Below are 26115 nucleotides of genomic sequence, written 5' to 3' on the forward strand. Positions count from 1 at the left end.
ATTTATTCCTTCATTAATTGTTCTAAGTAGAAACCAGCCAAGGCTAAATCTTCAGGTTGAGTCACCTTAAGGTTATCTGAACGCCCTTTTACTAGCTGTGGGATATACCCACAATACTCCAGCGCCGACGCCTCGTCGGTAATAACCGCACCTTCTTTGAGTGCGTGCTGTAATGAATCTTTTAGTTGCTTCACTTTAAACATTTGTGGTGTAAGTGCATGCCAAAGATTATTGCGTTCAACCGTTGATACAATACCCTGCAGCCCATTAATTTGCTGGCAACCTCGTTTCATTGTATCGCGAACCGGAGCCGCAAGGATCGCTCCACTGTCACTGCGTATCGCCGCCTCAACAAGCCGTTCTAAATCATTAAGCCGCACACAAGGACGAGCTGCATCATGAACCAACACCCAGGTATTTTCATCATCAATCGCGGCTAAACCAGCAAACACAGAATCTGCACGCTCGGCACCACCATCAACCACGGTAATACGTGGGTCGCTAGCCAGTGGAAGTGAAGCAAAATAGGGGTCCGTTTGGCTAATCGCAATAATCACTCGTGTAATCGCGGGGTGACTAAACAAACGGTCAATCGTGTGTTCTAAAATTGTTTTACCCGCAATATGTAAATATTGCTTTGGTCGATCAGCAGCCATACGACTACCAATACCAGCAGCAGGTACAACCGCGGTAAGCTGTTGATTCATGGCACAGTTCATTCTGAGTTAAATAAAGGCGATTAGTTATCGCCGATGATCCGGAAGAAAGTTTCATTTGGCTTAATCATGCCAAGTTCATTTCTTGCCCGCTCTTCTACCGATTCTTGACCACGATGTAGATCATCAATTTCGGCGTACATTTGTTGATTACGTTGAACGAGTTCCGCATTGGCTTTTTGCTGAATACCGACATTAGCTTCAACGGCTAAGTAATCCATCAAGCCATTTTTACCCAACCAAAAATCATATTGGAGCCAACACAAGGTAGCCAGTAGCAGCACAGATAACAGACGCATGCACTTCCCCACTTTTCTTGTTAATTATTTGATACTCATTATATGAGGATAAATAGCCATTACATTGGTTAACGATACATATCATGATTGCTAAACAGTGAAATGAACATTCGCTGTAATAATCCCATAAAGCGCACTTTGTGACTAGCACTAGGCTTTTAGTCTGGCTTATTCAGAGATAAAAAAGACACGAGATATAAAAAAACCGCCTCAAAAGAGGCGGTTTCAGAAGAATCAGGGTTAAGAACCCAAAGTCATTGCTTAATAATTAAGCTTGACCTTTAACTTCTTTAAGACCGTTGAAAGGTGCTTTCGCGCCTAGCGCTTCTTCGATACGAATTAGCTGGTTGTACTTAGCAACACGGTCAGAACGGCTCATAGAACCAGTTTTGATTTGGCCTGCAGCTGTACCTACCGCTAGATCAGCGATAGTTGCATCTTCAGTTTCGCCAGAACGGTGAGAGATAACTGCTGTGTAACCAGCATCTTTAGCCATCTTAATTGCAGCTAGAGTCTCTGTAAGAGAACCGATTTGGTTGAACTTGATAAGGATAGAGTTAGCAACGCCTTTCTCGATACCTTCAGCAAGAATCTTTGTGTTTGTAACGAATAGATCGTCACCAACGATTTGAAGCTTGTCGCCTAGAAGTTCAGTTTGGTGCTTGAAGCCAGCCCAATCTGATTCGTCAAGACCATCTTCGATAGATACGATTGGGTATTGGTTAGCAAGGTCTTGTAGGTAGAAGTTAAATTCTTCAGAAGAGAAGATTTTGCCTTCGCCTTTCATGTTGTAGTTGCCAGCTTCTTTGTCGTAGAACTCAGATGCAGCACAGTCCATTGCTAGAGTAACGTCTTTACCTAACTCGTAACCAGCAGCTTCAACAGCTTCTTGGATTGCAGCTAGTGCAGCAGCGTTAGATTCTAGGTTAGGAGCGAAACCACCTTCATCACCAACTGCAGTGCTTAGGCCTTTAGCCTTAAGTACTTTAGCAAGGTTGTGGAATACTTCAGCGCCAATACGTAGTGCTTCTTTAAGAGTCTTTGCGCCAACTGGCTGAATCATGAACTCTTGGATATCAACGTTGTTATCAGCGTGCTCGCCACCGTTGATGATGTTCATCATTGGTAGAGGCATAGAGAATACGCCAGCAGTACCGTTTAGTTCTGCAATGTGCTCGTATAAAGGCATGCCTTTAGCTGCAGCGCCTGCTTTAGCGTTTGCTAGAGAAACAGCAAGGATTGCGTTAGCACCAAACTTAGATTTGTTTTCAGTACCGTCTAGGTCGATCATTACCTGATCGATAGCAGCTTGGTCTTTTGCATCTTTACCAAGTAGTGCTTCTGCGATAGGACCATTCACAGCTTCAAGAGCTTTAAGAACGCCTTTACCTAGGTAGCGAGATTTGTCGCCGTCACGTAGTTCAAGAGCTTCACGAGAACCAGTTGATGCGCCAGATGGAGCAGCAGCCATACCGACGAAACCGCCTTCTAGGTGAACTTCAGCTTCTACTGTTGGGTTACCACGTGAATCGATGATTTCACGACCTAGAACTTTAACGATCTTAGACATTGTGTTTCCTCTTGCTTATCTTCAATTTAAAAGCTAAAAAATAGCCGTAGTGGGTTATCTCTACAGCTATCCGTAATCCTTACTTATTTAAGTTCACCACGCAGTTGTTGACCTGCTGCCTTCACGAAACCTTCAAATAGAGGGTGACCATCGCGAGGAGTTGATGTGAACTCAGGGTGGAATTGAGAAGCCACAAACCATGGGTGGTTAGGTAATTCAATAATTTCCACTAATTTCTTGTCTGCTGACAGACCTGAAATTTTCAATCCAGCTTTTTCTAGTTGCGGAAGCAAATTGTTATTCACTTCATAGCGGTGACGGTGACGCTCATGAATGCTTGCGTTACCGTATAGCTCACGCGCTTTAGAACCATTTTTCAGGTGACATAACTGAGAACCAAGGCGCATTGTACCGCCTAAGTTTGATTCTTCTGTACGCTTCTCTACTTGACCGTCACCATCTACCCATTCGGTAATTAGACCAACTACTGGGTTTTTAGTTTCAGCATTAAATTCAGTAGAGTGTGCATCAGCTAAACCTGCAACATTACGCGCAAATTCAATCAATGCTACCTGCATACCCAGACAAATGCCTAAGTACGGAATTTTGTTTTCACGAGCATATTGTGCTGTACGGATTTTACCTTCAACACCACGACCGCCGAAACCACCAGGTACTAGAATTGCATCTAGACCTTCAAGTACTTCAATACCTTTAGACTCTACATCTTGTGAATCAACATATTTGATCTTCACAGATAGACGGTTCTTCAGGCCAGCGTGTTTCAATGCTTCGTTTACTGATTTGTAAGCATCAGGCAGTTCAATATACTTACCTACCATACCGATTGTTACTTCTTCGGTTGGGTTTGCTTCTTCGTAAATTACTTGTTCCCACTCAGCCAAATTAGCTTCTGGTGCCGTAATACCAAAACGCTGACATACAAGATCATCAAGACCTTGAGCTTTAATAAGTTGTGGGATTTTGTAGATTGAATCTACATCTTTCATTGAGATTACAGCTTTTTCCTGCACATTACAGAACAGTGCAATTTTCGCACGCTCGTTAGCAGGAATAACACGATCAGAACGACATACTAAGATGTCTGGCTGAATACCAATAGAAAGTAATTCTTTTACCGAGTGTTGTGTTGGCTTCGTTTTCACTTCACCTGCCGCAGCAAGGTAAGGAACTAACGTTAGGTGCATGAACATAGTGCGCTCACGACCTTTCTGTACTGCCAACTGACGAATAGCTTCCATAAATGGTAACGATTCGATATCACCAACAGTACCACCAACTTCAACGATAGCAACATCGTGGCCTTCAGCACCTGCAATCACACGTTCTTTAATTTCGTTCGTGATATGAGGAATTACCTGAATAGTTGCACCAAGGTAGTCTCCGCGACGCTCTTTACGAAGTACTTCTTCGTAAACACGACCTGCGGTAAAGTTATTACGCTTGGTCATTTTGGTGCGGATAAAACGCTCATAGTGACCTAAATCAAGGTCGGTCTCTGCACCGTCTTCCGTAACGAATACTTCGCCGTGTTGAGTTGGGCTCATTGTGCCTGGGTCAACGTTGATGTAAGGGTCTAGTTTCATCATGGTCACTTTAAGACCACGTGCTTCTAAAATTGCCGCTAATGATGCTGCTGCAATGCCTTTACCTAGTGAGGATACGACCCCGCCCGTAACAAAAATATAATTCGTTGTCATGATTAACCTGGAAGATTGGTGTAGAGGATAAAGTGTATCTGGACGGGAAATTAGTATACCAGACACACTTTATTGCCACAACGTGAAAACTATCACAGCATTCATCGTTTTTTTTTGTCTCAAATCAATTATACCGACTACATAGGTCGATTGGTTAAAAATCAACCGACAAATGTTACTCTTTTTAATAAAAAAGACCAGTGAATATAAATCTAATAATCAATGAATTATATTTATGATAACGATTATTCTTTGCGCTCAGCACGTTTCACTTTATCCCATTCATTATCTAACATATCCAATGAACAACTTTCTAAACGCATCCCTTTTTCTAGCACACTTTTTTCTACTTGGCGAAATCGCTTTTCAAATTTTTTATTTGCGCGTTGTAAAGCAAGCTCTGGTTTTACTTTTAAATGGCGGCTTAAATTCACCACAGAAAAAAGCAAATCGCCCATTTCTTCTTCGATATTAGCTTGATTAGGTGACACTTGAATGACTTCATCCATGACCTCATCGAGCTCTTCTTTTACTTTATCAACCACGGGGGCAATCGTGTCCCAATCGAAACCATGCTTTGAACAACGCTTTTGAATTTTATCGGCGCGACTCAAGGCAGGTAATGCGAGGGGAATATCGGCTAATATACTTTCATCGTGCCCTTTTGCATCTCGCTCTTTCGCTTTTTCAGCTTCCCAGTTGGCGTTAATTGCCTCGTCATCAGCAAACTTAGCGTCACTGAAAACATGAGGATGACGACGCGTTAATTTTTCATTTAATCCAGCAACCACATCATTAAAATCAAACAACCCTTGTTCTTTGCCTAGCTGGCTATAAAAAATTATTTGAAACAGTAAATCACCTAACTCTTCACGCACATCACTCCAATTTTTCTGCTCGATAGCATCAGCAACCTCGTAAGCTTCTTCGATCGTATGCGGAATGATCGAAGAAAAATCTTGCTTAAGATCCCACGGGCATCCTTTTTGAGGATCACGCAGGGTGACCATAATCTCGAGTAACTGTTCGATTGGTGCTGATTTAGGTTCGCTCATAATAGATCGCTATTGGTTTTTGCGGTGATAGATATGGCTACGTCACGACATGCCGTTTGGTTGCAGATTACCAGAAACAAAAACGGGAAGCATAATGCTTCCTGTTTTTACGTTATGGTACAAACTATTGGCTAAATCTGCCGTATTGATGCCTCTATCAAGCCTTGTTAATACAAACGCCTTTAATACAAACGCTTAGCTTCAGCAACGTCTTTAACTTGTTCGATACGCTTCAACACTTTACTCAGTACTTCTAAGTCGGTGAGTTCTAAATCAAAGTCCATAATCGACATCTGCTTTTTGTAGTCAATGCGACTTTTCATTCCCGCCACTTTTGCTTTTTCATTCGCTAAAGTATTGGTCAGCTCTTTAATCAAGCCATTTCGCTCTGAGGCAGTTACTCGCACTGTAATATTATAATTACCCACGAAACCACCCCCCCACACCGTATGAATGATACGTTCTGGTACATGATGACGAAGTTCTGCAAGTTGTTCACAGTCATTACGATGAACAGAAATACCACGACCTTGGGTGACAAAACCCACAATTTCATCACCAGGGATCGGCTGACAACAGCGTGCTAAATGCGTCATTAAGTTATCGACGCCTTCAACAACAACAGCATCACGTTGAGGCTTTTTCGCACTAGTGCTGATTTTGGTACTCGCTTCAGTCAGCTTATCCACTAACTGTTGGTCTTCCTCTTCTGCCGTTGGCTTATTAATAATCATGCTGATGTGATTAACCACTTGGTTAATACGCAAATCACCACTACCAATACCAACGAACAATTCATCTACGTTTTTAGCATTGAAACGCTTTAATGCATACACTTCTGCATCTTTAAGCTTGGCGCCGATTTTATTCAGTTCAAGCTCTAAGATTTCACGCCCCGCTATCATGTTTTTATCATGAGCTTGCCTACGGAACCACGCATGCACTTTGGCTCTTGCTCGACCAGAGGTTACAAAGCCTAAATTAGGGTTTAACCAATCCCGCGACGGATTCGCTTCTTTCTGGGTGATGATTTCAACCTGCTCACCCATCTGTAAATGATAAGTGAACGGTACAATACGCCCTTCTACTTTGGCGCCAATACAGCGGTGCCCAACTTCAGAGTGAATATGGTAAGCAAAATCGAGTGGGGTTGCATTTAACGGCAAATCAACGACATCACCTTTGGGCGTAAAAGCATAAACACGGTCATCAAAGACTTGGCTACGTAACTCATCCAGCATTTCGCCAGAATCTGACATTTCTTCTTGCCACATAAGTAGCTTACGAAGCCAATTAATTTTCTCATCATAAGATGACTTCGCAGCGCCAGATGATGATCCTTCTTTGTATTTCCAGTGTGCTGCCACACCTAATTCAGACTCTTCATGCATCTGCTTAGTACGAATCTGAATTTCAATCGTACGCCCTTCAGGTCCTAATACGACGGTGTGAATCGATTGGTAACCATTCGGTTTTGGATTCGCAACATAATCATCAAATTCTTTCGGAAGATGACGATACTTAGTATGCACTACGCCTAATGCGGCATAACAATCTTGTAGCTGGTCGGCAATAATACGTACCGCTCGTACATCAAATAGCTCATCAAACTCTAAGCTTTTCTTTTGCATCTTTCGCCAGATACTATAGATATGCTTAGGACGACCGTGCACTTCAGCTTTGATGTGTGACGCTTTCATTGATTCATCTAAATCAGAGACAAAATGATCAATATAATATTCACGGTCGATACGGCGTTCTGATAGTTGCTTAGCAATTTGCTTATACACATCAGGATGCTGATAGCGGAAAGCATAATCTTCGATTTCCCACTTAAGCTGACCAATGCCTAAGCGGTTTGCTAATGGCGCATAAATATTGGCACATTCACGTGCTGCTGCTCGGCGTACCTCATCCGGCTCATCTTTTACTTCACGTAAATTACAAATACGCTCTGCGAGCTTAATGACAACACAACGGAAGTCATCAACCATAGATAACAACATGCGACGAATATTATCGACCTGTGCCGATTGCTCGGCACCTTCTGTGGTCGCATTCAACTGACCAATCGCGGCCATTTGCTCAACACCTTTAACCAATTGCATAATGGTGGTGTTGTAATCTTCTTTAACTTGCTCATGTTGATAAATCCCAGCTTCAACCAGCGGGACTAATAACGCAGCTACCAGAGTGTCTGTATCCATACTCAAGGTAACTAAAATTTCTACCATTTCGCGGCCACGCCATAATAACAATGGCGTAGACTCTTCCTTAGTCGTTATTTCGATACATCGTTGATAGGTCTTTTTTAAGCGTTTAGATACCTTGGCATCTTGCTGCAGGCTATCAACCCATGATGAAAGCTCAAATGTATCATTTTCCTTTAAATGCGCACCGCGAACTGCGACCATTTTTCTGTCCTGTATTCTCTGTATTGGTGATAACTACCAAATCAAAGTTTGGTAACCACTCTCTTTTTTTTAACAGCCTTGGCTTTAACAAACAATGCCATCGACTCTAAATGCCCCGTCTGTGGAAACATATCTAACATGCCAAGACGTTCCAACTGATAACCTTTTTTCAGTAATACCTGACTATCTCGTGCGAGTGTAGCCGGGTTACATGATACATATACTACCCTTTCAGGCTTAAGCTTCACTACGTGCTCCATCACACCTGCAGCACCTGCACGTGCGGGATCCAATAATATTTTATTGAAAGGTTCTCGTGCCCATGCAAGCTTTGTCACGTCATCATCTAAATTAGCTTGATAAAACGTAGCGTTATTCTGCTTGTTGCACATTGCGTTCTCTGTTGCACGATGAACCATTTCATCGATGCCTTCAACTCCAACCACTGCTTTTGCGTGTTTTGCGAGCGGCAAACTGAAATTACCTAGCCCACAAAATAAATCCAACACACGGTCGTTAGGCTGAAGATCTAACCAATCTGTTGCTTGTTCTACCATTTTCTTATTCACATCACGATTGACTTGAATAAAGTCTTTCGGTGAAAAATGTAATGTTAAATCATCTAAGCGATAGTACGGGGTTTCACCGTGAATCAACTCGATGTCATCTGAGGTTGGCGCTAAGAATAGGATAACATTTTGCTCTTGGGCAAAATTAAGAATCAGCGTCATGTCTTTGTCAGAAAAAGGCTTTAGATGTCGAATCAATACAACACGACCATTATCAGCTTCAATAAGCTCAATATGACCAAGATGCCTTTGTCCTTTCAATGTAGATAACAGACTACGTAAAGGGGGTAAAAGTTCATTCAATGACTCAGCAAGCACTGGGCACTGCTTTACATTAACAATGTCTTTGCTCTGTTTTTTACGAAAGCCAAACTGTAACTGGCCATCTTTACTTGGCAGAACACTAAATCGAGCGCAGCGACGATAATGGTGTTCTGCCGCTATAATAGGAGTAACTTGCTCGATAGCCGCCGTTTGTTGGTCACCTGCAAATTTTACCATCAAATCGCTTAACGCCTGCTGTTTAGCAAAAACCTGACCTTGATGCGATAAATGTTGCAAGTTACAACCACCACACTGGTCATAGATTGGACAATGCGGTTTAATACGCGCTGGACTGTCAATAAGACGCTTGATGACTTTAGCACGCGCATACTGCTTTTTATCATCAGTGATCTGAACCAATGCTTTTTCACCCGGCAACAAACCGTCAACGAAAATAGATTTATTGTTTAGATGACCAATACCAGCACCCAGATGATCTAATCGATTAATAACGATTTCTTTGTGCTTAGTATCAGTGATTTTACGTTTTTGAGGCTTAAAAAAGCGTGCCATAGTGTTTTGACTCACGAAAAGACATTGGTTTATTGTCGAATAGCCCTAGTTTCTTTAAGCTAGGGCCACAAATGGACCACAATTCTCCCACAGAATCGCATTCTTGTAATTAAGAGAACAATGAGCAGATACGGACTTCGTGCCAGGGTCTTCACCCTGACATTAGCACCAACACTAATTATAGGCCTATTATTGAGTGCCTTCTTCACGATGAGCCGCTATCGAGATCTTGAGCACCAGCTGATTTCTACGGGTTCTAGTATCATCGAACCTTTAGCTATTTCATCTGAATATGGGATGACAGACAAGAACCGTGAAGCAGTGCGCCGTCTGATCAGCTACACCCATAGAAAGAACTCTCAAATAATTCGAAGCATTGCGGTTTTTGATGCAGATAATCAGTTATTTGTGACCTCTAATTTTCATCGTAATTTTGAAGCCTTGATGTACCCCACGGGTCAACCTATTCCATTATTACTTGAAACACGACTAAGTGATAACTCACTGATATTAAGAGCTCCGATATTAGCCGAAGGGCAGTTTGGCAGTAACAACTCGATCAGCTACCAAGGTAAAGCATTGGGCTATATCGCCCTAGAATTAGACCTTAGCGCCTTGCGCCTACAACAATATCAAGAAGTCTTCACGGCTTTAATGGTATTACTATTTGGACTTACGCTCTCTTCATTATTTGCGTACCGCTTGATGCAAGATGTGACCCGCCCTATTTCGCATATGGTGAGTGTAGTCGATAGAATTCGACGAGGGCATCTCGACATTCGAATTGAAGGGCAACTGCTTGGTGAGCTGGATACGCTTAAAAATGGTATCAATGCCATGGCTATCTCGCTGTCTGAGTACCATATCGAAATGCAACAAAGCATCGATCAGGCCACTTCTGATTTACGAGAAACGCTTGAACAGTTGGAAATTCAAAACGTTGAACTGGATATTGCAAAAAAACGCGCTCAAGAAGCAGCACGTGTAAAATCGGAATTTTTAGCCAATATGTCGCACGAATTACGAACACCACTCAACGGTGTTATTGGTTTTACCCGTCAGATGCTAAAAACGCGATTGAGTTCAAGCCAGCACGACTATTTGCTCACCATTGAAAAATCGGCCAATAACCTCTTAACCATCATTAATGACATCCTCGACTTCTCTAAATTGGAAGCGGGCAAGTTATTACTTGAAAATATTCCATTCGACTTCACTGAATCACTTGATGAAGTCATGCGATTACTGGCACCAAGTGCGCACGAGAAAGGGCTTGAGCTAACACTAAAAGTTGACCATCGTATTCCTGCTGGCTTAATTGGCGATCCGTTGCGTATTCAGCAAGTTATCACGAATTTGATCGGTAATGCCGTGAAATTTACCGAACGAGGCAACATTGATGTTTCGGTTGAATTAAAAGCCAGTAAAGATGAAAACATCGAGCTGCAGTTTACCGTTCGCGATACTGGTATTGGTATTTCAGAGCGCCAACAAGCCCAGTTATTCCAAGCCTTTAGCCAAGCAGATGCCAGTATATCCCGTCGCTATGGCGGTACAGGTTTAGGGCTTGTTATTACCCAGAAGTTAGTCACGCAGATGGGCGGAGAAATCAGCCTAACCAGTCGCTTACACCAAGGTTCAACATTCTGGTTCTCGTTAAGCATGCTGAAAACTGACCTGCCTGTCTCTCAACCAATCGATACTACCTCGTTGGTAGGTCAGAAGGTATTGTTGATCGAACCAAACATGCAGGCGGCATCAGTAGTACAACAACGCCTTATTAGAGCTGGCATGTTTGTGACTTATCGTTCCACGATGCCTGAAGAGGTAGAGCATCATCACTTTGCCTTAATTTGTCTACCTCCCGGTCAACAGCCACCTATCGCGATACTCTTGGATCGCGTATTCAAAGCAGAACAAGTTACTGATAAAGTTATCGTCAGCCTGCCAACGACTGAATTAGCCTTATCTGAACGCCTGATCAATGCTGGGGTATCAGCTTGTTTAGGTAAGCCTCTTTCACACCGTAAACTGTTTGAAGTGCTGAATAATGAGCCTGATGACATCTTAGAACCTGAGTTATTATCATTACCAGAACCTGCTCAAAAAATTGAGCCTCTCACTGTAATGGCCGTTGATGATAACCCTGCGAACTTGAAGCTAATCTCAGCATTATTAAGTGAACGTGTCGAAACGGTTATTACTGCCACGGGCGGTAAAAAAGCGGTTGAATACGCGCATCAAAAAGCATTTGATCTGATCTTCATGGATATTCAAATGCCTGAAATGGACGGTGTAACGGCATGTGAAGCGATTCACAAAACGGAGTTAAACCATTCAACACCCGTCATAGCGGTAACAGCACATGCTATGCCTGGCGAGCGTGAGCGCTTAATTAATGCCGGTATGGATGATTACTTAACCAAACCTATCGAAGAGCATATTCTTCAGCAAATTTTGGCGAAATGGAATCAACATCCAGAGAATGAATATACCCAAAATACGATTATTGATATTGAACCCGAAGTGGTTTCAACGCAGCAACAGCCGGCTCAAGACAGCAAAGATATCAGCTGGGATTGGGATTTAGCACTGAAGCAAGCAGCAGGAAAAGAAGATCTCGCCAAAGATATGCTGCAAATGCTGCTCGATTTCATGCCAGAGGTTGAAATGCTGGTCAATGAAGCACTGGATGGAAAAGAAATTGAGTTATGGCCACCGATTCACAAACTACATGGTAGCTGTGCATACAGTGGTGTACCTCGATTGAAGAGCTTATGTTATACCATCGAAACACAGCTTAAGGCCAATGCAACGGTCGCAGATATCGAACCTGAGCTCTTTGAGTTAATGGATGAGATGAACCTCGTTGTAAAAGCCTCGAAGGCATTTAGAAACAAATAAAGCATTAGCCTAAACAGGTACTACATAAGATAAAAAAGCGCCGACGGTAATGACCATCGGCGCTTTTTTAATAGAAGACTTTTACTTAGCCGGATTCATGTAATTCAGCTAGCTTTCAAAAATAACCGTTGCAACGGCATACCGCTTTTCATCGGCTAAAGTCAGGTGCACATGTTTCACACCCATGCTCTCTGCCAGTTCTGCTGCCTTGCCCGATAAGGAGAGTAAAGGCTTACCGCGTTCATCATTACTGACGATAAAATCTTGAAAGGATACGCCACACGCGATGCCAGTGCCCAAGGCTTTTGACGCCGCTTCTTTGACCGCAAATCGCTTGGCTAAGTAACGGGCTTTCAACTTGAGGCTGTGGTAAATCTCCAACTCGGAGGGCGCAAGAATACGTTCAGCAAAAGCATCACCTGAACGGGCAAAAACTTTCTCTACCCGTTCAATATCAGCAATGTCTGTACCCAATCCGATAATCGCCATTAACGACGCGCGTCCAGCATTTCTACTTTCATGTCTGCTACAGCTTTGTTCAAACCATCGAAAGCTGCACGGCCAATGATCGAATGACCAATGTTCAATTCGTACAGTTCAGGCAGTGCCGCTATTGGCTTCACATTGTGGTACGTCAGGCCATGACCCGCGTTCACTTTGATACCTAAACCATGTGCGTAAGTCGCTGCTGAAGCAATTTTTTCTAGCTCAGCTTGCTGAGCTTCTTCTGTTTCAGCATCGGCATAGTGACCAGTATGCAGCTCAACAAATGGAGCGCCACACGCCAAGGTTGCGTCAATTTGCGCGCGGTCTGCATCGATGAACAACGACACCTTAATACCGGCAGCAGTCAGCTTTTGCGTCGCCACTTTAATTTTTTCTAACTGACCAGCAACGTCTAAACCACCTTCAGTGGTCAACTCTTCACGTTTTTCTGGTACTAAACATACGAATTCTGGCTTAGTGTCTAATGCGATGCTTACCATCTCATCAGTCACTGCCATTTCTAAATTCATACGCGTTTGAATGGTTTCTTTCAGAATACGAACGTCACGATCATTAATATGACGACGGTCTTCACGTAGATGAACCGTAATACCATCTGCACCTGCACGTTCTGCAACTTCAGCTGCATGCACAGGATCAGGGTAACGCGTACCACGAGCATTACGTAATGTTGCAATATGATCGATATTGACGCCAAGAAGTATGTTGTTCATTTTCCGCTATTCCTTGTTCGAGGGATAAACAACTCCCTACTTTTTAATGGTTTCCCGCCAAGATACGGCTTTAAGGCTATCCGTGTAAAGCGTTTTGCGGCCTTAAGCTGATCTGGAGTTTCAAAGCGTCGAGCAGCAATTGCCAATAATTGATTACCGGTAAAAGTGAGGTGCCCAGTCATCATTGATGCGATGAAACCTTTTTGTTCTCGATAGTTATACGTCATAAGATCATCAACAGGCAAACCACTACCTGCACAATGAAGAAAATCAATGCCATAACCAAGGTGATGCAATAAGGCTAATTCGAAACGTCGCAATGCAGGCTCTGGGTTATCCGCTTGCACTAACTCACGTAATGCATTCAAATAATCCATAAACAGCACAGGATAAGGGGTGTCGTTTTCAAGCACTCTGGCCAATACTTCGTTAAGGTAAAATGCCGAATAGAGAATGTAGCCACGCATGGGCAGGCTAATACTGATAGGCTCGGCGTGGGTCAATGTTTTCATTGAACCACGGCCGGTCCATTTCATAAACAGAGGGGTAAAAGGCTGAAGGGTGCCTTTTAGATTGGAACGCTTTCGTCGTGCACCTTTCGACAAAATAGTAAGACGGCCATAATCCTCGCTGAAAACATCAAGGATCAGACTCGTCTCACTATATGGACGAGAGTGAAGGACAAAACAACGCTGTAGCCCCTCCATTGTGTTCCTTATAGGTCGTCGATGTAACCTAGGCTGCGCAATGCACGTTCGTCATCTGCCCATCCTGATTTCACTTTAACCCATAGCTCTAGGTACACTTTACGTTCAAACAAGTCTTCCATATCAATACGGGCTTCACGACCGATGACTTTCATCTTCTCGCCGTTTTTACCAATAACCATTTTCTTCTGGCCTTTACGCTCAACCAAAATCAAACCGTTGATATCAAAACCATCCATCTTAGGGTTGTAATCAAAACGCTCGATTTCAACCGTAACAGAATAAGGAAGTTCTTCGCCTAAGAAACGCATTAGTTTTTCACGAATGATTTCAGATGCCATAAAGCGTTGTGAACGGTCTGTCACATAATCTTCAGGGAAGTAATATTCACCTTCAGGAATGTGAGCACGTACAATCTTTTCTACCGCATCAACGTTAGTACCGCTTTTCGCAGAAATTGGCACAACATCCACAAAGTCCATCTTCTTCGATAGAGCATCTAAATGCGGAAATAAATCGCCTTTTTCTTTAACGTTATCAACTTTGTTGATCAACAATACTGTAGGTAGCCCACTTTTCTTAAGCTTATTCAGTACCATTTCGTCATCAGCAGTCCACACTGTACCGTCGACCAAGAACAATACTAGTTCAACATCAGTCAATGAGCTGCTTGCAGCACGGTTCATCAAACGGTTGATCGTACGCTTTTCTTCAATGTGAAGACCAGGAGTATCGATAAACACCGCTTGGTAACCATCACGGGTATCTACACCCATAATACGGTGACGAGTGGTTTGTGGTTTACGTGAAGTGATCGAAAGCTTCTGCCCAACCAAACGGTTAAGTAGAGTCGATTTACCAACGTTAGGTCGGCCTACGATGGCTATAAAGCCGCAATGTTGCTTCTCTGTCATGATTCCAACTGCTTAAGCGCAAGTTCTGCTGCTGCCTGCTCTGCCTTGCGCCGGCTGCTGCCTTTACCAATAACAGGCTTATCCAAACCCGTCACTTCACATTGCACCGTGAACTCTTGATTATGAGCTTCACCATGCACCTTAGTTACAGTATACGCTGGAAGCGCTAAACGACGACCTTGTAAACACTCTTGCAGACGTGTTTTAGGATCTTTCTGGTTAATACCAGGCTGAATCGTTTCAAGACGAGACTGATACCAAGATAAAATAACCTTACGTACCTGTTCCGTATCACTGTCCAGATAAATTGCACCGATAATCGCTTCTACGCAATCAGCTAGAATTGAATCACGACGGAACCCGCCACTTTTCAGCTCACCTGGACCCAGTAATAAATAATCACCAAGTTCAAATTCACGGCCCAATTCAGCTAATGTTTTGCCACGAACAAGCGTTGCTCGCATACGGCTCATATCACCTTCATCCACATGAGGAAAACGGTGATATAAGTCATCGGCAATAACAAAGCTTAAGATCGAATCGCCTAAAAACTCTAAGCGTTCGTTATGCGTTCCATTAGCACTGCGGTGTGTCAGTGACAATGTCATCAACTCAGTACTATTAAATTGATACCCCAGCTTACGCTGGAGTCTATTCGCAGGAGATGTCATTTTATCTCAATCAGTTTATGCTACCAATGCGATTAAAACGCACATCAGTAGGAATCCAAGATGGTAGTACGCTATCAGCACTTCGTTCAAACTCAAAGCTGATCCAGATCGCGACCGCCTTTCCGACTAAATTCGCTTCTGGAACAAAACCCCAGTAACGACTGTCTGCACTATTATCGCGATTATCACCCATCATAAAATATTCACCTTCAGGCACAACCCACTCAGTGATTCCCGGACGAGGCTGGTAAGCCAATGTACGGTCACGTTTTAATGGATTCACTAAAATTTGATGATCTACATCACCCAACTTTTCATTAAATTTCACTAAACGTGTCATATTTTGAGTGAATTCACTGTCAGTCATGTTACTTAACGGTACGACGTTACAATCTGTAGTGCCTTTCGGCGCAATACAAATCTGCTTATCTGCGCTGTAACGAACAGTGTCGCCAGGCATACCAACTACACGTTTTATGTAATCAATATTCGGTTGAGGTGGGTATTTGAATACCACAACATCGCCACGTTCAGGTTCACTTGTTTCAATCAACTTATGACGGAAAACAGGATCGCGCAAACCGTATGCGAATTTCTCAACCAAGATGAAATCACCAATAAGTAGCGTTGGCATCATCGAGCCGGATGGGATCTGGAACGGCTCATAAACAAATGAGCGAAATACCATTATAAGCGCAATCACCGGAAACATAGAGCTAGTTGATTCTATCCAGCTCGGTTGCGGTGCTACGGTTTCTAGGGTTTTAACATCTACTTGATCGCCAGCATTTGCAGCTGCCGCATCAATTTTCAATTGACGCTTTGGCGCCCAGACAAACCTATCAAGAGCCCAAATGAGCCCGGTAAATAATGTCGCAAGTACCAAAATTAACGAAAAAGTATTAGCCATTGTATTCCCTAATCAATGTAACAGTTCAGCTTTATATCGCTGAACTACTCAAAAATGTGTTTACGCATTAAATGAAAATGCTGATTTAATTATTATAAATCAGCATTTAAAGTATTAATAGAAACACACAGGTAATGAGATAAGCTATCTACTTATTTTTTACCTACATGTAAAATAGCTAAGAACGCTTCTTGAGGCAGCTCGACATTACCGATTTGCTTCATACGTTTTTTACCATCTTTCTGCTTCTGTAGCAGCTTCTTCTTACGACTGATATCGCCACCGTAACACTTAGCAATAACGTTTTTACGTAACTGCTTAACGGTTGCACGGGCAATAATCATACCGCCAATCGCCGCTTGAATCGCAATATCAAACATCTGACGAGGAATGAATTCCTTCATCTTGTCGACTAAATCACGACCGCGACCATTCGCATTATCTTTGTGCGTAATGATAGCAAGTGCATCAACACGATCGCCATTAATCATTACATCAACACGTACCATGTTTGATGGTTGGTAACGCTGGAAGTTATAATCTAGCGATGCGTAACCACGTGATGTCGATTTCAAACGGTCGAAGAAATCCAATACCACTTCTGACATCGGAATATCATATGTCAACGCAACTTGGTTACCGTGGTAAACCATATCGACTTGCATACCACGTTTTTCGATACACAGGGTAATTACATTACCTAGGTATTCTGATGGTACCAAGATATTACAACGTGCAATTGGCTCACCAATAACGGCAATATCATTCACGGCTGGTAGCTTTGATGGGCTATCAACATAAATGGTTTCGCCACGTGTAGTTTCAACTTCATAAACTACGGTTGGTGCCGTGGTAATAAGCGCAAGATCGTATTCACGTTCCAAGCGTTCTTGAATAATTTCCATATGCAGCATGCCAAGGAAACCACAACGGAAACCAAAACCAAGTGCAGAAGAACTTTCTGGTTCATAGAACAAAGATGCATCATTTAGGCTTAATTTACCCAGTGCATCACGGAAGTTCTCGTAATCATCAGAAGATACAGGGAACAGACCGGCATAAACCTGAGGCTTCACTTTCTGAAAGCCTGGTAATGGTGATTCACAGCCATCTTTAGCTGTAGTGATCGTATCACCAACTGGTGCACCTAAGATGTCTTTAATACCACAAACAACCCAACCTACTTCACCAGTGTTCAGCTCTGTCGTGTCGATTTGCTTCGGTGTAAAGATACCTAAACGGTCAATATTCCAAACCTGACCTGTGCTCATCATCTTAATTTTTGCATTTTTCTTTAGTGAGCCATTTTTAACTCGAACCAAAGAAACTATGCCTAAATAATTATCGAACCATGAGTCAATGATCAAGGCTTGTAACGGACCTTCAGGATCACCTTCTGGTGGTGGAATAGCAGCAACGATGTTTTCAAGAACATCTTCAACGCCTAGGCCTGTTTTCGCAGAACAGCGCGTTGCATCTACCGCATCGATACCGACAATGTCTTCTATTTCTTCTGCTACACGCTCTGGATCAGCCGCTGGTAAGTCGATTTTATTCAAAATCGGCACCACTTCTAGGTCCATCTCCATTGCTGTATAACAGTTAGCTAATGTCTGAGCTTCTACGCCCTGACCAGCATCAACCACCAGCAAAGCCCCTTCACAGGCTGCTAATGAACGCGATACTTCGTATGAGAAGTCAACGTGTCCTGGCGTATCGATGAAATTAAGCTGATAAGTTTCACCATCTTTAGCCGTATAGTCGAGTGTTACACTCTGGGCTTTGATAGTGATACCGCGTTCGCGTTCAAGATCCATGGAATCTAAAACCTGCGCAGACATTTCACGGTTGGAAAGGCCACCACAGACTTGAATTAGACGGTCGGATAAGGTCGACTTACCATGGTCGATATGTGCAATAATCGAAAAGTTACGAATGTGCTTCATGAATGGCGTGACTAGCTCGTGATTTAAATGAATGGGATCTTTTGATCAAGTTGACGGATTCTACCGAATTTCAGGGCTACTCGCTATCTTTCGATGCAGCATTTATCATCTTATCTGATGATAGTGGTTGCCCCAATACCCGAATCAGGCTCGGTTCATAGTCCGAATTGCCGTCTAAGCGCTTAGCATATTGCCGCGCAAGTAGCAGCCCAATAGCTGCACTGACCATAGATGTAATAATGACACCGAGTTCGCTGGTGCCTGCTAAATCAACAAACCACCACTGCCCTACGACTGCACCCACGACTAAAAATAGCAACGGTACAATGTATACCAGCAGTGCAGAACTCAGCATACTTTTTTCTGATAATCCAATTTCAACAACCTCACCAATCGTTAGCGACTTGTCTGTCACTAACGTGACTTGGTGTGCTCGCCCAGGTATTGCTTTAGTCACAATACCTGTTCCACAATTATCACGTGACGCACAATGACCACAACTGGTTTGTTGCTTACAACTGACAGTCACACTGCCTTGATCTACAGCGATAACCGTTGCCAGTGTACTCATCATGGCTTTGTACCCTCGGTAGTCGGACTAACGATAGGGGAATCAACAAAAGCAATAGACTCAGCAATACGTCGTGCAGTGGCTGGTGGAATATCACCAACGACAGTCACTTCTTTACCACCAAGTACATGGCTATGCAAAGTACGACGGCCTTGTCTTACAAGCTGCTCACGTACAGTATAGTTGTCAGCATCAGAAACGTAGATAGAAAGGCTAAATAACCCATCACTGTACATTTTACTTTCAACCGGACGCTCTGTTAGCACCAAGCGATGGCGATTACGCGAAACAGACTCAAAACCTTGAGGCAACCAATTCACCGACCAACCAAGATCTGCTTGAGGCTGTGGTGGTAGTTGTACAACAGCTGGCAAATCAACCGTACTTAAATTTTTAAGTACTTCACCGACTTTAGGATTAACCACATAAGAAACTGCACGATACTGTTCTAATGGTTCACCGTCACGATCTAGCAAATCAGCACGCATCACTAAATGGCTACGTGTATCTACCCACAATAAGTAGGAGTAACGCGTCCCATCTTTGGGAGCAACGCGTATAACATCACAAGCCACACCAGCTTCACGCGCACGTCCCATCGAAATGAAATCATAGAAATCCGACAATTCATGAATATTTGTTTTCATGACTGGAGGCAACGGTGCCACCATTTTATTGCTGTCGATTGTGAATGGATCTAACCCCGGTTCAAAATAACTGACTTCACGACCACGCTGAATCACCTCACGTGGTGGACCACTAAGGTAAATAAGATGTGCGTACGTTTTACCATCTTCTACAGCATGGCGATAACGCAGCGGTTCAATACTATTTTTCTTAATTAGTATGTAAGAGAGCTCATAACTGAGGTCTCTACTAGCCTCATCCATTTGATGCAACAAAGCCTCAGCTGAAGCTTTAGGTTCTTCTTCAGCAGAGGCTTGTATTGGCATCAATAGGCTGACCAGTGTCACGGCACCGACCAGAATTTTAATCATTAATCCGCCACAGATGAATTTGCTTCTAATAATGTTCTATCGATACTGCCATCTTCAGCATTAAAGCGAAGTTGCAATTCATAATCTTGCAGCATCGCGTTAATACGGCGACGTTGCTCCATTAATTGCGCTTCACTTGGTGCACTATTGTGCGCACCAGTACGGACAGAATCACGCGTTAAGCTGACAGGTTCAGCTTTTCCTCCAAACGGAATGGTTTGAAGTACTGGTAATTGTGAATTCGTTGCATCTGCAACCAATGCATCATCACCGCCATTGTATTGTTGAACACCAACAATAACAGCTAATGATACTGACGCTGCAATCGCCACTTGACCAAACTGAGTCAACCAAGCAGGTAAAGTACGCTTAGCCTGACGCGGTGTAGGCTGTGATTCAGTTTTTTGTGCAGTTCTGATATCAATAACAGGGGTATCAACAACAGGAGCAATTACATCAGGTTCTGCACTAAAGTCGGTTAATCCTACATGAGCAGGTTCATTATCCAATGCTAACGCTACGCTTCCAGCAATATTCCATTCTTTGCATTGCGGGGCGTCACCTCGGATAACATCACCAATAAGGTTGAAGTCATGCCAAGATTGTTCGCTTTCTTTGTCTACGGTCAGCGCATTAATAATACTCTGATCGAGCTCTTCGCCATCAACTAGCGCCGAAATCTTTTCTTTATCAGCCATTTCTCTTCACCGTTTGGCTTAACATTATCGTTGCATAAGAGGACGTATGCGTTTTTCAACTGCCTCTCGAGCACGGAATATGCGTGATCTTACAGTACCTACAGGGCAATCCATTATTTCTGCAATATCTTCATAGCTTAAACCATCCAGTTCGCGCAATGAGATCGCAGTTTTAAGATCTTCCGGCAATGATTCTATGGTACCAAAGACAACCCGCTTTAATTCTTCAGACAACATTTGGTTCTCAGGGTTCGAAATTTCTTTCAATGCACCGCCAGTTTCGTAATATTCTGCATCTTCTGCATCAACATCGGAAGCGGGTGGACGACGTCCCTGAGCCACTAAATAATTCTTCGCAGTATTAACAGCAATACGGTATAGCCATGTATAGAAAGCACTTTCACCACGAAATGTAGGCAAAGCTCTATACGCCTTAATAAAGGCTTCTTGTGCAACATCAGGGACATCGCCTGAGTTACTGACATACCGCGCAACGAGATTACAAACTTTATTTTGATATTTTATTACCAAAAGATTAAACGCTTGCTTATCTCCTCGTTGGACTCGCTCTATTAATACCTGATCAGTTTGCTGCTCGCTCATTCGAGCGTGTACTCCTATATCTGTCTTGCACTCGGATTCGTACTATTACAGGTCAATGTTACGTTAATAACTAATTTATGTCGTATTAACCACTTACCTGTTCAAGTGTTTTATGCAGACTAAGATTGCTAAAAAAACGTCTGTAAACACTCAGCTAAAACACAGTAGTATGAAAACATTTATGAGCGTGAGCACTATGTATGACTCGAGAAAAACGGCAAAGTTCCTAGCCGAAAGAAATAATTTCTTAGTAATAGTGCGCGATCTTTTTATCACTATGACGCATTATACAACGATAAGTGCTTCATATGTTACACCAACTATGCTTGCTAGCGAGACAAATCAATGTCAAAAAAATGCATTTATTTGATGGGGTCTTCGCTTTTAACTTTAATAAGTAAACCACACGAACACGATATAAAACAATAATGTGGATACTTCACTTTGCTAAAGTAATTATTTAACTTTTGCTGATGTACATACTCGATGACGAGCAATAAGGATTTGATGGTCACTATGACCATTCAGGATGGATTTTGGTAATATATGGCGGATTGCCACAGGGATATGATATCGATATGAACAAAAATCGTGAACATCATTGCGATGTTTTAGTCATTGGTAGCGGTGCTGCCGGTTTAACACTTGCACTTCGTTTAGCGCCTTTAAGTAAAGTCGTTGTAGTCAGTAAAGGTACACGCAGTGAAGGGGCAACATACTACGCACAAGGTGGTATTGCCGCTGTTTTTGATGAATCAGACAGTATTGAATCACATATAGAAGATACACAAATTGCAGGTGCACATTTATGTGATGATAATGTGGTGCGCTTCATTGCGGAAAATGCCAAAGAATCGGTTCAATGGCTGATTGATGGCGGTGTACCCTTTGATCGTGAAGAACAAGATAATGATGATGAAAGCCCTCGCTATCATTTAACGCGTGAAGGTGGTCATAGTCACCGACGTATATTGCATGCCGCCGATGCCACAGGCATGGCAATGCAAAACTCACTGCAAGATAACGTTCATAACCACCCCAATATCGAAGTATTAGAGCGTCATAATGCGCTTGATCTTATTACTCACCAGAAGCTAGGTAACAACGATACACCAAACCGTGTATTAGGCGCTTATGTCTGGAACCGTAATAAAGAAGTGGTTGAAACAGTACATGCCAAATTTGTTGTACTCGCAACAGGTGGCGCTTCAAAGGTATACCAGTACACATCAAACCCAGATGTATCTTCTGGCGATGGTATTGCCATGGCATGGCGTGCAGGGTGTCGAGTAGCGAATCTTGAATTTAACCAATTTCACCCAACATGCTTGTTCCACCCTGACGCAAGAAACTACCTATTAACCGAAGCACTACGTGGTGAAGGGGCATATTTACGTCGCCCTGACGGTAGCCGTTTCATGAGCGATTTCGATGAACGCGGTGAGCTTGCACCACGTGATGTCGTCGCACGCGCAATCGACTTCGAGATGAAGCGTTTGGGGGCCGATTGTATGTTTCTAGATATCAGCCATAAGTCTGATGATTTTATTACTAAACATTTCCCAACGATTTATGAAAAACTATTAACGTTCAACATTGATATCACCCAAGAGCCAATCCCAATCGTGCCAGCTGCGCACTATACCTGTGGCGGTGTGATGGTCGATACCAAAGGTCGAACAGATTTAGACGGTTTATATGCGATTGGCGAGGTCAGTTACACTGGCTTGCACGGTGCAAACCGCATGGCTTCTAACTCATTATTAGAGTGTGTTGTATATGCAAGTTCAGCCGCTGAAAGCATCAGTTCGAAATTAGATAATGTCAGCATGCCCGCTCCTCTTCCCCATTGGGATGAAAGCCAAGTTAACTGTTCAGATGAAGAAGTCGTTATCCAACACAACTGGCATGAACTACGTCTGTTTATGTGGGATTACGTCGGAATTGTACGTTCAACCAAACGGTTAGAACGCGCAATGCGTCGAATTCAGCTGCTTAAACAAGAAATTGATGAATACTACGGTAACTTCCGCGTGTCTAACAACCTGCTTGAACTTCGTAATTTAGTCCAAGTGGCAGAGCTAATTGTTCGATGTGCGCTAGAACGAAAAGAAAGCCGAGGTTTACACTTCACCTTAGATTATCCAGAGCTGAAAGAAAACTCAGGACCAACCATTCAAACACCGGATCAGCCTTGTTAAGCTGCCAACGTTGTTAGCAATGCTACTTTAATCTAAGTGCCTTTCTTAAAATCCCAACTTCGGTTGGGATTTTTTTGAACATGATTCAATGAAAAACGTATCCCGTATGAATCCTGCATCACTCTACAATCTCGCCATATAACACAGCATTGCCAATGCTCGGTACTCTTCATCCTTACAGGCATCATGACTAACACATACCCAACTTACCTCTTGTGCATGTTGCATTCGAAATAAGATAAACCAACGGGTAACGACTTTTATTTTATTAATTTGCCACTTCTTCTGTTGCCAATTAACCGCACCAGAAACCGTAACACTAAGGTTCCCTTGCTGACGATAATAATGTTGGTAGCGTTCAAGCCACTCAATCCATAAACATTCCAAAAGAAATGTAACAATGATAAGCGGTAGCCATGATGTCAAAAGTGGAACGAAGAGAACAATTGCTACACCAAGATATAAAGCACTTAGTGCAGCAAGGATTTTTTGCGAAGGGTGTAGACGAAGATTAACGAAGCTTGCTGTTATTGTGGGCAACAATTTTATCGACCATTGCGGCATGAGCAGGGTTTTCACTGCGACCATGGCCCATCATCCAAGTAAACAAATCCGGATCATCGCAGGTCAATAACGACACGAAATCACGCTGTTCTTGATCGGGTAAGTCGTCTAAGCACTCTTCAAAAAAAGGCATGATGATTACATCCAGTTCAAGCATACCACGTCGACATGCCCATTTTAGGCGTGCTCTTTCATCTGAACTCAACATATACAACCTCGTTATCTAATCTGAATATTCCTAGCGGTAGCAAAGCAATATTGTACTACCCTAAAATTTGCCACCAATATTAGCAGCCACTTATTTCCTCTACCATGCGCAAAAACAAGCAAACACTGAAGATGAGACATATGATCAATAATAGCCTGCTGTTTTACTCAAGACTGAAGCCTAACAATAAGTGCAACACGATAATCGGTTCGCAAAGCTGACAAATGGTAATAAGCAATTTAACATGGTGGTCAAACTTACCATTTATTTGTAATGGCTCACATAACGCGGTTGTTAAACAATCGCAGTATTGTATTTTGAGCCGTGGTTACAATGTTAACTATGGAATATCCAATGAGCATCGAGTTTAACGCACTAAATTTCAAAAAAGTCGCATTAACAGCACAAGATAAACTGCCTGAATTGGCACTCATCAACCTCGATGATTGGGGATTAATCACTCTAATTGGTGACGACAAGAAATCTTACCTACAAGGTCAAGTAACCTGTGATGTGGTATCACTGCCAGTCAACTCATCGACCTTAGGTGCTCATTGTGATGCCAAAGGTAAAATGCGCACCATTTTTCGCTTATTTAATCACAATGAAGGCTATGGGTTTCTGCAACGTAAAAGTGTGATGGAAACGCAATTACCTGAATTGAAAAAGTACGCAGTATTTTCAAAAGTCGATATCGAAGCAAGCAGTGATGTTTTACTGGGCTTTTCTGGTGAACAAGCACAAGCTGTTGTTGATCAACACTTCCCGGGCGACGGTGATGTACGTGTCATTACCGCAGGCACCGCCATTAAAATTGACGATGATCGTTGGTTATTCGCCATTGCCCCAGAGCAAGTTGCTCAACTTATCAATACCCTTGTAGAAACACACAATAACGTGCAGCTATCTGATAGCACATTGTGGGATCTCTATGATGTACTGTATGCCATTCCCCGTGTAGATGCAGTTACCGCACTAGAATTCATTCCTCAAGCAGTCAATCTACAAGCAGTAGATGGAATCAGCTTTAAAAAAGGCTGTTACACTGGTCAAGAAACGGTAGCACGTGCTAAGTACCGTGGTATCAACAAGCGTGCTATGTACATAGTTACTGGTATAGCGACACAATGCCCCCTTACTGGTGACGCATTAGAACGTAGCGTGGGTGATAACTGGCGTAAAGGTGGCACCTTATTAGCGAGCTATCTGTATGCCGATGATCAAGCTATTGCCTTGGTTGTATTACCGAACGATCTTGACGAAGCTACGCAATTCCGTCTTGCTGACCAGCCGGAAGCTATCTGGACACAACTTGATTTACCTTACTCGTTAGACGATAAATAAGATGCAAACCTCTGTTATACATTTTCTGGATAATGAGGGGGTCGATTACCGTCTACTCCCGCATTCAAAACCTGCAAAAACAATAGAAGAAGCAGCCAAAGAGCGAGGCGTTGCACCTGAACAAATGGTGAAATCGATCTTGCTACGCGATATGAGTGGCTTTCATGTTTTAGCGTGTGTACCTGGGCCTGCACAAGTCGATCCCACTAAAGTACGCGCTATGTTTGGCTGCCGTCGTATGACCTGCGCAGACGCAGCCGATGTAGAAAAGATCACCGGATTAGTCATTGGTACGGTTGCCCCTGTCGGATTAAAGCAACCATTGCCGCTGATCTTTGATCATTCCATCAAAGCGCATGAAAGAGTCAATATTAGCAGTGGGGATCGGATGGCTGGCATTGAGCTGGAAACCGACGACCTTTTACTGCTTTGCGATCCTATGTTTGCCGACATTTGTCGCTAATGCTGGAATAAA

At 42.9% G+C, this 26115-nt stretch carries 24 protein-coding genes; 4 read left to right on the top strand and 20 right to left on the bottom strand.

Features of this window, described 5'->3' with window-relative positions:
* Positions 1-2: 2 nt before the first annotated feature.
* The 7 genes from ispD to rlmD all read right to left on the bottom strand — a co-directional run bounded on the left by ispD (position 3) and on the right by rlmD (position 9181).
* On the bottom strand, positions 3-707 hold the full coding sequence (gene ispD / locus C9J47_RS25795; RefSeq protein ID WP_107256778.1) for a 2-C-methyl-D-erythritol 4-phosphate cytidylyltransferase: 705 nt from the start codon (positions 705-707) through the stop codon (positions 3-5).
* Positions 708-739: 32 nt separating this feature from the next.
* Positions 740-1015 carry a cell division protein FtsB gene (ftsB, locus tag C9J47_RS25800; RefSeq protein WP_006232580.1) on the bottom strand — a complete coding sequence of 92 codons (276 nt, stop codon included), beginning with the start codon at positions 1013-1015 and terminating at the stop codon, positions 740-742.
* A gap of 268 nt (positions 1016-1283) precedes the next feature.
* Positions 1284-2585, bottom strand: coding sequence for a phosphopyruvate hydratase (gene eno / locus C9J47_RS25805; RefSeq protein WP_107256780.1), 1302 nt, complete (start codon positions 2583-2585; stop codon positions 1284-1286).
* Positions 2586-2668: 83 nt separating this feature from the next.
* A complete protein-coding gene (locus tag C9J47_RS25810) occupies positions 2669-4306 on the bottom strand; it encodes a CTP synthase (RefSeq protein WP_107256782.1) in 1638 nt (545 codons plus the stop codon).
* 245 nt (positions 4307-4551) lie between these two features.
* On the bottom strand, positions 4552-5361 hold the full coding sequence (mazG, locus tag C9J47_RS25815; RefSeq protein ID WP_107256784.1) for a nucleoside triphosphate pyrophosphohydrolase: 810 nt from the start codon (positions 5359-5361) through the stop codon (positions 4552-4554).
* Between the two features lie 182 nt (positions 5362-5543).
* A complete protein-coding gene (gene relA / locus C9J47_RS25820; protein WP_107256786.1) occupies positions 5544-7775 on the bottom strand; it encodes a GTP diphosphokinase in 2232 nt (743 codons plus the stop codon).
* Positions 7776-7816: 41 nt separating this feature from the next.
* Positions 7817-9181, bottom strand: coding sequence for a 23S rRNA (uracil(1939)-C(5))-methyltransferase RlmD (gene rlmD, locus C9J47_RS25825; RefSeq protein ID WP_107256788.1), 1365 nt, complete (start codon positions 9179-9181; stop codon positions 7817-7819).
* A 120-nt stretch (positions 9182-9301) separates the two neighbouring features.
* Between rlmD and barA the strand changes: the two genes are divergently transcribed.
* Positions 9302-12085, top strand: a complete 2784-nt coding sequence (gene barA / locus C9J47_RS25830; protein ID WP_107256790.1) for a two-component sensor histidine kinase BarA — start codon at positions 9302-9304, stop codon at positions 12083-12085.
* Between the two features lie 108 nt (positions 12086-12193).
* Here the strand turns inward: barA and acpS are convergent, their stop codons facing one another.
* The 11 genes from acpS to rpoE all read right to left on the bottom strand — a co-directional run bounded on the left by acpS (position 12194) and on the right by rpoE (position 21323).
* The gene (gene acpS / locus C9J47_RS25835) at positions 12194-12574 is read right to left on the bottom strand and encodes a holo-ACP synthase (protein WP_107256793.1); all 381 of its coding nucleotides are present in this window, start codon (positions 12572-12574) and stop codon (positions 12194-12196) included.
* The gene (gene pdxJ / locus C9J47_RS25840; RefSeq protein ID WP_107256795.1) at positions 12574-13305 is read right to left on the bottom strand and encodes a pyridoxine 5'-phosphate synthase; all 732 of its coding nucleotides are present in this window, start codon (positions 13303-13305) and stop codon (positions 12574-12576) included. The genes acpS and pdxJ overlap by 1 nt, the downstream gene beginning before the upstream one ends.
* Positions 13302-14012 carry a DNA repair protein RecO gene (gene recO, locus C9J47_RS25845; protein ID WP_107256797.1) on the bottom strand — a complete coding sequence of 237 codons (711 nt, stop codon included), beginning with the start codon at positions 14010-14012 and terminating at the stop codon, positions 13302-13304. The genes pdxJ and recO overlap by 4 nt, the downstream gene beginning before the upstream one ends.
* Positions 14013-14020: 8 nt before the next feature.
* Positions 14021-14926 (bottom strand): GTPase Era, encoded by a 906-nt coding sequence (gene era / locus C9J47_RS25850; RefSeq protein ID WP_006232570.1) that lies wholly within the window; start codon positions 14924-14926, stop codon positions 14021-14023.
* Positions 14923-15597: a ribonuclease III gene (gene rnc / locus C9J47_RS25855; RefSeq protein ID WP_006232569.1), complete on the bottom strand. Its 675-nt coding sequence runs from the start codon at positions 15595-15597 to the stop codon at positions 14923-14925. Before rnc ends, era begins: the two co-directional genes overlap by 4 nt.
* A 10-nt stretch (positions 15598-15607) precedes the next feature.
* On the bottom strand, positions 15608-16507 hold the full coding sequence (lepB, locus tag C9J47_RS25860; RefSeq protein WP_107256800.1) for a signal peptidase I: 900 nt from the start codon (positions 16505-16507) through the stop codon (positions 15608-15610).
* A 152-nt stretch (positions 16508-16659) separates the two neighbouring features.
* Complete coding sequence (gene lepA, locus C9J47_RS25865) at positions 16660-18453, bottom strand: translation elongation factor 4 (RefSeq protein ID WP_107256802.1); 1794 nt, start codon at positions 18451-18453, stop codon at positions 16660-16662.
* Positions 18454-18529: 76 nt separating this feature from the next.
* Positions 18530-19027 (bottom strand): SoxR reducing system RseC family protein, encoded by a 498-nt coding sequence (locus C9J47_RS25870; RefSeq protein WP_107256804.1) that lies wholly within the window; start codon positions 19025-19027, stop codon positions 18530-18532.
* Positions 19024-20022, bottom strand: a complete 999-nt coding sequence (gene rseB / locus C9J47_RS25875; protein WP_107256806.1) for a sigma-E factor regulatory protein RseB — start codon at positions 20020-20022, stop codon at positions 19024-19026. Before rseB ends, C9J47_RS25870 begins: the two co-directional genes overlap by 4 nt.
* Positions 20022-20720: an RseA family anti-sigma factor gene (locus tag C9J47_RS25880; protein ID WP_107256808.1), complete on the bottom strand. Its 699-nt coding sequence runs from the start codon at positions 20718-20720 to the stop codon at positions 20022-20024. Before C9J47_RS25880 ends, rseB begins: the two co-directional genes overlap by 1 nt.
* Before the next feature lie 24 nt (positions 20721-20744).
* Positions 20745-21323, bottom strand: a complete 579-nt coding sequence (gene rpoE / locus C9J47_RS25885) for an RNA polymerase sigma factor RpoE (RefSeq protein ID WP_006232563.1) — start codon at positions 21321-21323, stop codon at positions 20745-20747.
* A 578-nt stretch (positions 21324-21901) separates the two neighbouring features.
* Here rpoE and nadB point away from each other — a divergent pair.
* A complete protein-coding gene (gene nadB / locus C9J47_RS25895; RefSeq protein WP_107256814.1) occupies positions 21902-23524 on the top strand; it encodes an L-aspartate oxidase in 1623 nt (540 codons plus the stop codon).
* A 123-nt stretch (positions 23525-23647) separates the two neighbouring features.
* On the opposite strand, the gene C9J47_RS25900 is transcribed toward nadB, so the two are convergent.
* Together C9J47_RS25900 and C9J47_RS25905 are read right to left on the bottom strand one after the other, a co-directional pair.
* Complete coding sequence (locus C9J47_RS25900) at positions 23648-24067, bottom strand: protein YgfX (RefSeq protein ID WP_107256816.1); 420 nt, start codon at positions 24065-24067, stop codon at positions 23648-23650.
* A complete protein-coding gene (locus C9J47_RS25905; protein WP_107256818.1) occupies positions 24036-24296 on the bottom strand; it encodes an FAD assembly factor SdhE in 261 nt (86 codons plus the stop codon). The genes C9J47_RS25900 and C9J47_RS25905 overlap by 32 nt, the downstream gene beginning before the upstream one ends.
* Positions 24297-24650: 354 nt before the next feature.
* Between C9J47_RS25905 and ygfZ the strand changes: the two genes are divergently transcribed.
* Positions 24651-25640 carry a tRNA-modifying protein YgfZ gene (gene ygfZ, locus C9J47_RS25910; RefSeq protein WP_107256820.1) on the top strand — a complete coding sequence of 330 codons (990 nt, stop codon included), beginning with the start codon at positions 24651-24653 and terminating at the stop codon, positions 25638-25640.
* 1 nt (position 25641) lies between these two features.
* Positions 25642-26103 (top strand): aminoacyl-tRNA deacylase, encoded by a 462-nt coding sequence (locus tag C9J47_RS25915; RefSeq protein ID WP_006232557.1) that lies wholly within the window; start codon positions 25642-25644, stop codon positions 26101-26103.
* The last annotated feature ends 12 nt before the right edge of the window (positions 26104-26115 follow it).

Source organism: Photobacterium indicum (assembly GCF_003026215.1).
Taxonomy (GTDB): Bacteria; Pseudomonadota; Gammaproteobacteria; order Enterobacterales; family Vibrionaceae; genus Photobacterium; species Photobacterium indicum.

Bases quoted from the DNA above. Each gene is read 5' to 3' on its own strand.
- ispD (WP_107256778.1), bottom strand. From the start codon at position 707: ATGAATCAACAGCTTACCGCGGTTGTACCTGCTGCTGGTATTGGTAGT.
- ftsB (WP_006232580.1), bottom strand. From the start codon at position 1,015: ATGCGTCTGTTATCTGTGCTGCTACTGGCTACCTTGTGTTGGCTCCAA.
- eno (WP_107256780.1), bottom strand. From the start codon at position 2,585: ATGTCTAAGATCGTTAAAGTTCTAGGTCGTGAAATCATCGATTCACGT.
- C9J47_RS25810 (WP_107256782.1), bottom strand. From the start codon at position 4,306: ATGACAACGAATTATATTTTTGTTACGGGCGGGGTCGTATCCTCACTA.
- mazG (WP_107256784.1), bottom strand. From the start codon at position 5,361: ATGAGCGAACCTAAATCAGCACCAATCGAACAGTTACTCGAGATTATG.
- relA (WP_107256786.1), bottom strand. From the start codon at position 7,775: ATGGTCGCAGTTCGCGGTGCGCATTTAAAGGAAAATGATACATTTGAG.
- rlmD (WP_107256788.1), bottom strand. From the start codon at position 9,181: ATGGCACGCTTTTTTAAGCCTCAAAAACGTAAAATCACTGATACTAAG.
- barA (WP_107256790.1), top strand. From the start codon at position 9,302: ATGAGCAGATACGGACTTCGTGCCAGGGTCTTCACCCTGACATTAGCA.
- acpS (WP_107256793.1), bottom strand. From the start codon at position 12,574: ATGGCGATTATCGGATTGGGTACAGACATTGCTGATATTGAACGGGTA.
- pdxJ (WP_107256795.1), bottom strand. From the start codon at position 13,305: ATGAACAACATACTTCTTGGCGTCAATATCGATCATATTGCAACATTA.
- recO (WP_107256797.1), bottom strand. From the start codon at position 14,012: ATGGAGGGGCTACAGCGTTGTTTTGTCCTTCACTCTCGTCCATATAGT.
- era (WP_006232570.1), bottom strand. From the start codon at position 14,926: ATGACAGAGAAGCAACATTGCGGCTTTATAGCCATCGTAGGCCGACCT.
- rnc (WP_006232569.1), bottom strand. From the start codon at position 15,597: ATGACATCTCCTGCGAATAGACTCCAGCGTAAGCTGGGGTATCAATTT.
- lepB (WP_107256800.1), bottom strand. From the start codon at position 16,507: ATGGCTAATACTTTTTCGTTAATTTTGGTACTTGCGACATTATTTACC.
- lepA (WP_107256802.1), bottom strand. From the start codon at position 18,453: ATGAAGCACATTCGTAACTTTTCGATTATTGCACATATCGACCATGGT.
- C9J47_RS25870 (WP_107256804.1), bottom strand. From the start codon at position 19,027: ATGATGAGTACACTGGCAACGGTTATCGCTGTAGATCAAGGCAGTGTG.
- rseB (WP_107256806.1), bottom strand. From the start codon at position 20,022: ATGATTAAAATTCTGGTCGGTGCCGTGACACTGGTCAGCCTATTGATG.
- C9J47_RS25880 (WP_107256808.1), bottom strand. From the start codon at position 20,720: ATGGCTGATAAAGAAAAGATTTCGGCGCTAGTTGATGGCGAAGAGCTC.
- rpoE (WP_006232563.1), bottom strand. From the start codon at position 21,323: ATGAGCGAGCAGCAAACTGATCAGGTATTAATAGAGCGAGTCCAACGA.
- nadB (WP_107256814.1), top strand. From the start codon at position 21,902: ATGAACAAAAATCGTGAACATCATTGCGATGTTTTAGTCATTGGTAGC.
- C9J47_RS25905 (WP_107256818.1), bottom strand. From the start codon at position 24,296: ATGTTGAGTTCAGATGAAAGAGCACGCCTAAAATGGGCATGTCGACGT.
- ygfZ (WP_107256820.1), top strand. From the start codon at position 24,651: ATGAGCATCGAGTTTAACGCACTAAATTTCAAAAAAGTCGCATTAACA.
- C9J47_RS25915 (WP_006232557.1), top strand. From the start codon at position 25,642: ATGCAAACCTCTGTTATACATTTTCTGGATAATGAGGGGGTCGATTAC.